The organism is uncultured Campylobacter sp. (assembly GCF_938045465.1).
GTDB lineage: Bacteria > Campylobacterota > Campylobacteria > Campylobacterales > Campylobacteraceae > Campylobacter_B.
The window spans coordinates 1-8,941 of the sequence record NZ_CALIBF010000189.1 but is presented as its reverse complement, the minus strand read 5'-3'; the positions used below and the strand labels follow the sequence as shown (position 1 = coordinate 8,941).

General features: G+C 46.7%; 7 protein-coding genes and 1 pseudogene. 7 read left to right on the top strand and 1 reads right to left on the bottom strand.

The annotated features are described in order from the left end of the window. Positions 1 to 159 precede the first annotated feature (159 nt). Positions 160 to 816 carry a DMT family transporter gene (locus Q0413_RS09260; RefSeq protein WP_298989629.1) on the bottom strand — a complete coding sequence of 219 codons (657 nt, stop codon included), beginning with the start codon at positions 814 to 816 and terminating at the stop codon, positions 160 to 162. A 471-nt stretch (positions 817 to 1,287) separates the two neighbouring features. Between Q0413_RS09260 and der the strand changes: the two genes are divergently transcribed. The 7 genes and pseudogenes from der (at position 1,288) to Q0413_RS09225 (ending at position 8,789) form a co-directional block, all read left to right on the top strand. Beyond that, positions 1,288 to 2,673, top strand: coding sequence for a ribosome biogenesis GTPase Der (der, locus tag Q0413_RS09255; protein ID WP_298989626.1), 1,386 nt, complete (start codon positions 1,288 to 1,290; stop codon positions 2,671 to 2,673). Next, positions 2,660 to 3,154: pseudogene (locus Q0413_RS09250) on the top strand (shikimate kinase); the annotation flags it as partial. The gene der and the pseudogene Q0413_RS09250, both read left to right, overlap by 14 nt. 487 nt (positions 3,155 to 3,641) lie before the next feature. Next, entirely contained in the window at positions 3,642 to 4,610 is a 969-nt protein-coding gene (gene trpS / locus Q0413_RS09245) for a tryptophan--tRNA ligase (protein ID WP_298989622.1), read from the top strand. Between the two features lie 10 nt (positions 4,611 to 4,620). Next, a complete protein-coding gene (locus Q0413_RS09240; protein ID WP_298989619.1) occupies positions 4,621 to 5,118 on the top strand; it encodes a DUF2628 domain-containing protein in 498 nt (165 codons plus the stop codon). A gap of 54 nt (positions 5,119 to 5,172) precedes the next feature. After that, the gene (locus Q0413_RS09235; RefSeq protein ID WP_298989616.1) at positions 5,173 to 5,439 is read left to right on the top strand and encodes an ACT domain-containing protein; all 267 of its coding nucleotides are present in this window, start codon (positions 5,173 to 5,175) and stop codon (positions 5,437 to 5,439) included. Positions 5,440 to 5,448: 9 nt separating this feature from the next. Then, positions 5,449 to 6,786 carry a PFL family protein gene (locus tag Q0413_RS09230; RefSeq protein ID WP_298989614.1) on the top strand — a complete coding sequence of 446 codons (1,338 nt, stop codon included), beginning with the start codon at positions 5,449 to 5,451 and terminating at the stop codon, positions 6,784 to 6,786. Positions 6,787 to 6,809: 23 nt separating this feature from the next. Further along, entirely contained in the window at positions 6,810 to 8,789 is a 1,980-nt protein-coding gene (locus Q0413_RS09225; protein ID WP_298989612.1) for an AAA family ATPase, read from the top strand. The last annotated feature ends 152 nt before the right edge of the window (positions 8,790 to 8,941 follow it).

Here is an 8,941-nt window from a genome sequence, read left to right as displayed (position 1 = left end):
GACGTTGCGGAAAAACACGATCTCGGCGCTGCTCATCCGCTCCGCCATGACCTTGGCTAGCGCGCCGTTTAACGCGAAATAAAAGCTCGCTACGAGCATATAGTAAACGCCAAGATGTTTCAGCCAAAACGCGGAGTAGAATTTTTGTTTCATCGCACGCTACTTTCGGTTCGCCACAAGTGTGCCCGCGACGATGATGAGTGCCATGCCCGAAAGCGCCATGAAACCGGGCAGGGCGTCGCCTAGCAGCAGCCCAAATAGCGTCGAAAAGATGATGTCTGTGTAGCTGATCGTAGCTACTATGCCCGCTTTGCGCGTCGCGGCGAATAATCCGCTTAAAATTCCAAAAATATCGCTCGGCTGCAAGCCAAACTGCGGCTGAATTACCAAAACGATGCCCACAAAGCCCAGGCAGACCGAGAACCAGCCCATCGCGCCGAATTTTTCGCCGAGGGTAAAGTACGCGATGATCGCCGTCCAAATGGGCGCCGTTTTTTGAAAGGTAAATGCCTCGCCGAGGCTGATGTTGGCGACGTTATAAAAAAATACCATCAGCCCCAAAATCCCGATAATGCCGCGAAACGCGAGCGTAAAAGGATGACCGCCCTTGTTTGCGAAGCGCGCCGCGAGGGGACGAACCTTGATTTTATAAAGCAGGATCAAAAGTCCCGGCAGATTGCGAAAGAGCACGACCTCAAGCGATGAAATTTGCGTGCCCAAAAGCTTGGCAAAAACGCCCGTAAGAGAGTTGTAAAAGCACGCCATCAGCATATAATACACGCTTAGATGGTGCAGCAAGAAGTTGTTGTATTTCATCGCGTCCCTTTAAATTTGCGGAATTATACACGCATAATGATTAAATTTTAATTTTCCGCCGTTTTAATATTTCGCCGCGCCGCCTGCTTTTGCACGTTTGGACGCGACGGCTTGGTTTTGTACTTCGGCGCTTGTATGCGCGGAATAGTCAAAATTTACGCAGCTGCGGGTTTTTATACTTTCGCGCAGTTGTGTCTGTTTCGCGCTTCGGTTGCTAGCTTTCGCGGACAGGCTTCAGTTTTAAAATTTTATAAATTTACGCGTAGCTCCAGTTTTGCGTCATCCGTGGCGATGGATCGCGCGCCTTGGTGTCTTTTACGAGCGGCGTCCCGCTAGTGTTGCGATAAAATTTCGCTAAATTTAGCGCCTAAATTTTATAAAATTTTGCCGCTTCCTTCCGCGAGCGAGCGCGTAGAATTTGGCTTTAATCTATTTTTGGTTATAATCGCGCCAAAAACTACAAGGACGAACGTGAAAAGTTTGATCATCATCGGGCGCCCCAACGTCGGCAAGTCGAGCCTTTTTAACCGCCTAGCAGGCGCTCGCATCGCCATCACGAGCGACGTTGCGGGTACGACGCGCGATACCAATAGAGCCGAAGCCGAAATTTTCGATCGTCGCGTGCGCGTGATCGATTCTGGCGGCTTAGACGACGCCTCCGAGCTGTTTGCGCGCGTGCAGGCTAAGACGCTAAGCGAGGCAAAGAGCGCGGATTTGATAATCTTTATGACGGACGGCAAGCTGCTTCCGAGCGATGATGAGCGGCGGATATTTTTCTCGCTGCAAAAGCTCGGTAAGCCCATCGCCCTGGCGGTCAATAAGATCGACGGCAAGCGCGACGAGGAGCGCAGCTGGGAGTTTAACGAATTCGGCGTTAAATTTTTCCCGATCTCCGTTTCTCACAACAGCGGCATCGACGAGCTCAAAGAGTGGATCTACGGCTTTTTGGACCCTGCGCCCGCGCAGCAGGACGAGGATGAAATTTTTGATGATTTTATAGAGGGCTTTAACGACGAGGGCGAGCCGAAAGAGGGGCGCGACGAGGAATTTTACGCCAGTAAAACCATCGGCGTGGGTATCATCGGGCGGGTAAATGTCGGTAAATCAAGCCTTCTAAACGCGCTTGTGGGCTCGCAGCGCTCGGTCGTGAGCGATTATGCGGGCACGACGATCGATCCGGTGAACGAAAGCACGGAATTTGAGGGGCGCACGCTCGAGTTTATCGACACGGCGGGCATTCGCCGCCGCGGCAAGATCGAGGGCATCGAGCGTTTCGCGCTAAATCGCACCGAAAAAATCTTGCAAAGCTCTGACATCGCGCTTTTGGTGCTTGACGCAAGCGAGCCGCTAAACGAGCTGGACGAGCGCATCGCGGGGCTTGCGGCTAAATTTGAACTAGGTCTAATCATAATTTTAAACAAATGGGATCTTTGCGAGCGCGATTACGACGAGTTTTGCCGCGATTTGCGCGATAGGTTTAAATTTCTTTCCTACGCGCCGATCATCAGCGTCAGCGCGACGGACAGGAAGCGGATCCATAAAATTTACCCGCTCATTTTGGAGGTTTATTCAAATTTCACTCGCAAGCTCGGCACCGCAAGGATCAATGAAGCGGTAGAAGTCGCGATAAAGGCGCATCCGATACCTCGCGAGCGGGGCAAATCGGTTAAAATTTACTACGCCGCGCAGATCGGCTTTGCGCCGCCGAAGATCGCTCTTGTGATGAACCGCCCGCAAGCGCTACATTTTAGCTACAAGCGCTATTTGATGAACAGGCTGCGCGCGAGCTTCGCTCTTTCGGGAAGTCCGCTAGTGCTGCTGCCGCGCAAAAAAGGTGAGAGCGATGAAGAGCGGTAACATCGTGCTCATCGGCTTTATGGGGGTCGGCAAGGGCACGATAGCGCGGGCTCTGGCTGCGCAAAGCGGGATGTTTGCGCTTGATTGCGACGATATGATCGAAAGCTACGCCAATAAAAAGATCGGGCAAATTTTTAAAGAGCAGGGAGAGCAGAGCTTTAGAAAGATGGAAGGGGGCCTTGCGAAATTTTTAGAAAAGTCCGTCAGGCACGCCGTGATCTCCACCGGCGGCGGCTTCTACGCCGTGAAAAATTTAAACAAAATCGGCACCGTCGTGTATCTGAAATCAAGCTTTGAGGGAATCATCGAGCGCTTAAAAAATAGCGAAAACGCGGAGAAAAAATTTGCAAAGCGCCCGCTGTTAGCGGATCTGCAAAAGGCCGCAGCGCTGCACGCCCAAAGAGACGGGGCGTATGAAAAAAAGGCCGACATCGTAATCGACGTCGAAAATAAAAGCGTAAAAAAGATCGTAAAAGAAATTTGCTCCGCCTGCGACGGGCTAAATTTAAAAGGGAAAAAGATGTCTAAGCAGAAGTGCTCTGGCGGCGGCAAAAATTCCGAGCCGCACGGCAAAGAGGGCAAAGGCGATAAGCTTGAAAAGAAAGAGGCGCTAAAGCAAAAACTGCGCGAGCTACTAGAGGGCTTAGAGCGCGAGCAAATTCCAAAGCGCGTAATCGCGTGGCACTTCGATCTTTACGAGCCTTACGCGCTGCAGCTCGCGGGATCGAGCAGCTACGACGGGAATGACGACGACTGGGCGTGCGAGGACGAGGATGAATTTTATCCGCAAAGCTCGCGCTTGCAGCTTGAAATTTTAAATGAGCTTTCGTGGCGGCAGGTTTTAAAACTGCTCGTACAGGCTTTGCGCGAGCTACGAGAGCAGATGCCAGATGCAAAAATTTTTAAGTGCAAGCACGTCGCTGCGGGCTTCGTAGACGGCGATCTGATTTTGATTTAAAGGAGCAACGATGAGAATTTTAACGGGTCTTCAGCCCAGCGGCAAGCTGCATTTGGGCAACTACTTCGCGAGTATCAAGCAGATGGTGGATGCGCAAAACGCGGGCGAGCAGATGTTTATGTTTATCGCAAACTACCATGCGCTCACGTCCGTAAGCGACGGCGCAAAGCTTAAAAATTCCACCTACGAGGCCGCCGCGGCGTTTTTGTCGCTGGGTATCGATCCTAAAAAAACGGTGTTTTGGGTGCAAAGCGACGTGAAAGAAGTGCTGGAGCTTTACTGGATTTTAAGCGGATATACGCCGATGGGGCTGCTCGAGCGAGCGCATGCATACAAAGACAAGATCGCCAAGGGCTTTGAGAGCAAGCATGATCTATTTAGCTACCCCGTGCTGATGGCGGCGGACATCCTGCTATACAGCGCGGAGGTCGTGCCCGTGGGCAAGGATCAGATCCAGCACGTTGAGATCGCCCGCGACATCGCGCTTAAATTTAACAACGCCCACGGCGAAATTTTAACTATTCCGCAAGCGCGCGTAAATGATGAAGTGGCGATCGTGCCGGGCACGGACGGCGCGAAGATGAGCAAGAGCTACGGCAATACGATCGATATTTTTGCAGATGCCGCGACGCTAAAGAAGCAAATTTCAAGTATCGTAACGACCTCCGAGCCGCTAGAGGCGCCTAAGCAGTGGCGCGGATGCAATGTCTATAATATCGCGAAGCTGTTTTTAAACGAAGCGGAGCAAGCGGCGCTGCGGGCTCGCTACGAGCGCGGAGGCGAGGGGCACGGGCACTTCAAGGCATATCTAAACGAGCTTGTGCTTAGCTACTTCAAAGACGCGCGGGATAAATTCGAATACTATCAAAGCCACCGCGAAATTTTAGACGAGATGCTAAGACAGGGCGCGCAAAGGGCGGCTGCGACGGCTGCTTCATTGATGCAAAAAGTCCGCGCCGCCGTGGGGATTTATCGCTAAGGAGAGTGAGATGACGGATTACGCTAGAGAAATTTTATCTGACGGCAAGCTGCTTCGGCAGAAGCTGGGAATTTTCTTGCAAACTCCTAGTAAGGTTGAAATTTACGCACGCGCCTGCGAGAAATTTTTCGCCGCCGGCAAGCAGCGCGAGTTAAATTACGTAAGCACGTGGAGCTGGTGGGCCTTTTTCGGCACGCTGTTCTTTTTTCTGTACCGCAAGGAGTATAAAATTGCCGCAGCCCTATTTGCCGTTGTATTAATTTCCTGCTTTATTCCGTTTTTGGATGAATATGATAGAAGTATAGGAATGGCAATTAGCGTCAGTAGCGGAACTATGGCGAAATATTTCGTTTGCGATAGTTTTGTTTCATTGTTAGATAAGCAGGACGACGAAGCCCTAAGAAAGGGCGGCGGCGTGAATAGATGGGCGATATGGCTCGCGGTAATATTTTACGCTTTGGTCGCAATCGTGTTTGCGCTGATAATTTCAAACGGCAGCAAAGCTTAGTCATTTTAAAAGGCTTCCACGCTCAAAAGCACTAAATTTTAAAAAGGAGTAAGAATGAAAGCGATCGTAACGGTGATCGGTAAGGACAAGGTTGGCATTGTGGCGGGCGTTTCGGCCAAGCTCGCGCAGCTTGGGCTAAACATAGACGACATCAGCCAGACGGTTTTAAACGAGTTTTTTACGATGATGGCGGTGGTTTCCAGCGACGAAAAGCAGGATTTTACTGCTCTACGCGAGGAGCTAAACGAGCTTGGCGAAAAGCTAAAAGTTAAAATCAACATCCAAAGCTCGGCGATCTTTGACGCCATGCACAACATCTAAGGCGCGCAAATGGACATCAAAAACGTAACCGAAACGATCGCGATGATCGAGGAGCAAAATTTCGACATCCGCACGATCACGATGGGTATCAGCCTGCTTGACTGCATCGATCCAGATATCGACAAAGCCGCGGAGAAAATTTACGCCAAGATCACCAACAAGGCGCGCGATCTAGTAAAGGTCGGCAATGAAATTTCAGCAGAACTCGGCATCCCGATCGTAAATAAGCGCGTCTGCGTAACGCCTATTGCCATCATCGGCGCGGCGACGGATGCCGCAGACTACGTGCCGCTTGCTAGAGCGATGGACGAGGCGGCGCAAAAGGTCGGCATCGACTTTATCGGCGGCTTTTCGGCGCTAGTGCAAAAGGGCTACGCAAAGGGCGATAAAATTTTAATCGACTCCATCCCCGCCGCGCTCGCCGCGACGCAGAAAGTCTGCTCGTCGGTAAATATCGGCTCGACCAAGACGGGCATAAATATGAGCGCGGTCGCCGATATGGGGCGCGTGATCAAAGAGACGGCGAGGCTTTCGGATCTCGGCGCCGCAAAGCTAGTCGTATTTGCCAACGCCGTCGAGGATAACCCCTTTATGGCGGGCGCATTTCACGGCGTGGGCGAGGCTGAAGTCGTCATAAACGTGGGCGTATCGGGCCCGGGCGTCGTTAAGCGCGCGCTTGAGAAGGTACGCGGAGCGAGCTTTGACGTGGTAGCAGAGACCGTGAAAAAGACGGCGTTTAAGATCACGCGCATCGGACAGCTCGTAGGCCAAATGGCATCCGAGCGCCTGGGCGTGAAATTTGGCATTGTCGATCTCTCGCTAGCCCCAACCCCGGCGGTGGGCGATTCGGTCGCGCGCGTGCTTGAGGAGATGGGGCTAGAGCGCGTCGGCACGCACGGCACGACGGCTGCGCTTGCGATGCTAAACGACGCGGTCAAAAAGGGCGGAGTGATGGCTTGCAACCAAGTAGGCGGGCTTAGCGGCGCGTTTATCCCCGTATCGGAGGACGAGGGCATGATCGCCGCGGTGCGCGCAGGATCGTTAAGCTTAGAAAAGCTCGAAGCGATGACCGCGATCTGCTCGGTGGGGCTCGATATGATCGCGATCCCGCAGGATACGCCCGAACAGACGATCGCCGCGATCATAGCCGACGAGGCCGCGATCGGCGTGATAAATCAAAAAACGACCGCCGTGCGCATAATCCCAAAAGGCAAAGAGGGCGACACGCTGGAATTTGGCGGGCTTCTGGGCAGCGCGCCCGTGATGAGCGTAAATAAAAACTCATCTGCCGATTTCATCGCCCGCGGCGGCCAGATACCGGCTCCTATTCATAGTTTTAAGAATTAATATTTCAGAAGGGAATTAAAAATATGCTTGTTGGAATTTTATTAAAGAATTACAAGATATATGGCGGAGTCAAATATATACCAGTTACTACTAATCATAATTTTATAGCGTATATTGGTGATAATGGTGTAGGAAAAAGCTCCATTTTAGAAGCTCTTGATACATATTTTAATGGTAGAGAGTGGAATGTAACGAAGGGAGCAAGCACTACCGATGCAAATATCCCTTATATAACAATCGCTCATTTAATAGATAAGAATATAGCAAATAATATAATTGGTAGTAACAATGAATTATTGAAAAAAATAGAGAAAATTAATGAGTGTATGTGGGATTTTGATACTATAGAAAATCGGCTAGGAAGCAAGAGTTTTGAGGCAAAGGATATGATGCTGGATCTGAGAAAACTCAATGGTATATATAAAGAAACTCACTATTTAATACTATCCGGTAGAGGATATTGGAGTACAACACATGCTCATTTTGGCTCTTTTGATGGTATTATTGCTAATTTGTTTGATATACAAGAATTTGATAGCCAAAAAGAAGATAGCAATGAAAAATTGAGAAAAGGGCTTGTTGATATTAATGATTTTATCAGAAAGTATTATTCTTATATTTATATGCCTGTAGAAGCTGGAATAGAAGAGTTTACGAAACTTGAAACTAATAATATGCAGAAATTAATTGGTACCGACATTAATGAAAAAATTAGAGAAATAATAGCCGATAAAACCCTAGATAATATAAATATAAAATTGAATGCTTTTATTAGCGAGCTAGAAAGCAAGCTAAAATTTTATACTTATAAACATTCTAAAAGAACAAATATTAGTATGAATGAATTGACTCAAAAAGTTATTGAGCTATTTTTTTCTATTAGGACTCTACATAAAATTAAAGATAATAAGAAAATATCTGCCGATCAGTTAAGCTCTGGTGAAAAACGACAAGCATTTATAGAGGTATCTGCGGGGCTACTTAGTAGTCAAGATATAAGAAATAAAGAAATTATATTTGCAGTAGATGAGCCAGAAGCCTCATTGAGTGTATCAAATAATTTTAGTCAGTTTGAAAAGATAATAAATTTGCAAAAAAATAATATGCAAATTTTGATTACAACTCACTGGTATGGTTTTTTACCTGTAACACTAAGCGGAAATGCTCATTTTTTATCAAAAGAAGTTGATGGGGATAAGATAAAATTTAATTTCAGTACGTTTAATTTATATAACTATAGAGAAAGATTAAGACAAATAGTAAAAAATAGAAAAGATAAAGATGTAGAAATGCCCAATGATATACAACTAAAGAGTATGCATGATTTGGTACAATCTATTGTTTCATCAGTAAGATTAAATAAACCATATAACTGGCTAATTTGTGAAGGTAGCTCAGATAAGGTCTATTTTGATTTTTACTTTAAAGACTTGGTGAAAGATAATAATTTAAGAATATTGCCAGTTGGAGGAGCCTCTGAAGTTATAAAAATTTATGAGTATCTAAAATTACCAATGTCTGAAAAAGATAATATAAAGGGTAAAATATATTGTTTAATAGATAGTGATGGCAAGAGTGAACAACTTGTTTGTGATAGCAAATGCAAAAATAATATGGTGGCAAAAAGGATTTTGAATAATAGTAAAGATCAAAGAACATTTTTAGTTGATATAAGCAGCAACAATTATGAAATGAAAACGGAAATAGAAGACTGTTTGTACGGCGCCATTTTTATTGAAACGTTAAAAACGTATATTGAAGATAAAAATATTGTCACTATACTTGAAGATGAAAAAAATTTTAAAGATAAGTCTCTCAATTCACATTTTTGTTTTAATTTAAGAGATGCGGACTGGAAAATATTAAAAGGTTTTTTTGATCAAGATAGTGGATATAGAAAAATAGAATTTGCTAAAAGATATGTTGAAATAGCTCGAGATAATAGCATCAAAAGTCTAGATTGGATTGATGAAATTAAAAGGTGGTTCAAAAATAAAAATTGACAGTTGTATTTTGGTATCAAATAGCTTTATAATTAAGTGAGATAATTGAAATTTTAGAAGTGCGAGCAAAGCGACTAAAATTTGCGAGTATTTTCTAAGCGCGATCGCGCGAATAAGGAGGTAAAAATGCAAGGAAGTTTCAAAAGCTCCGG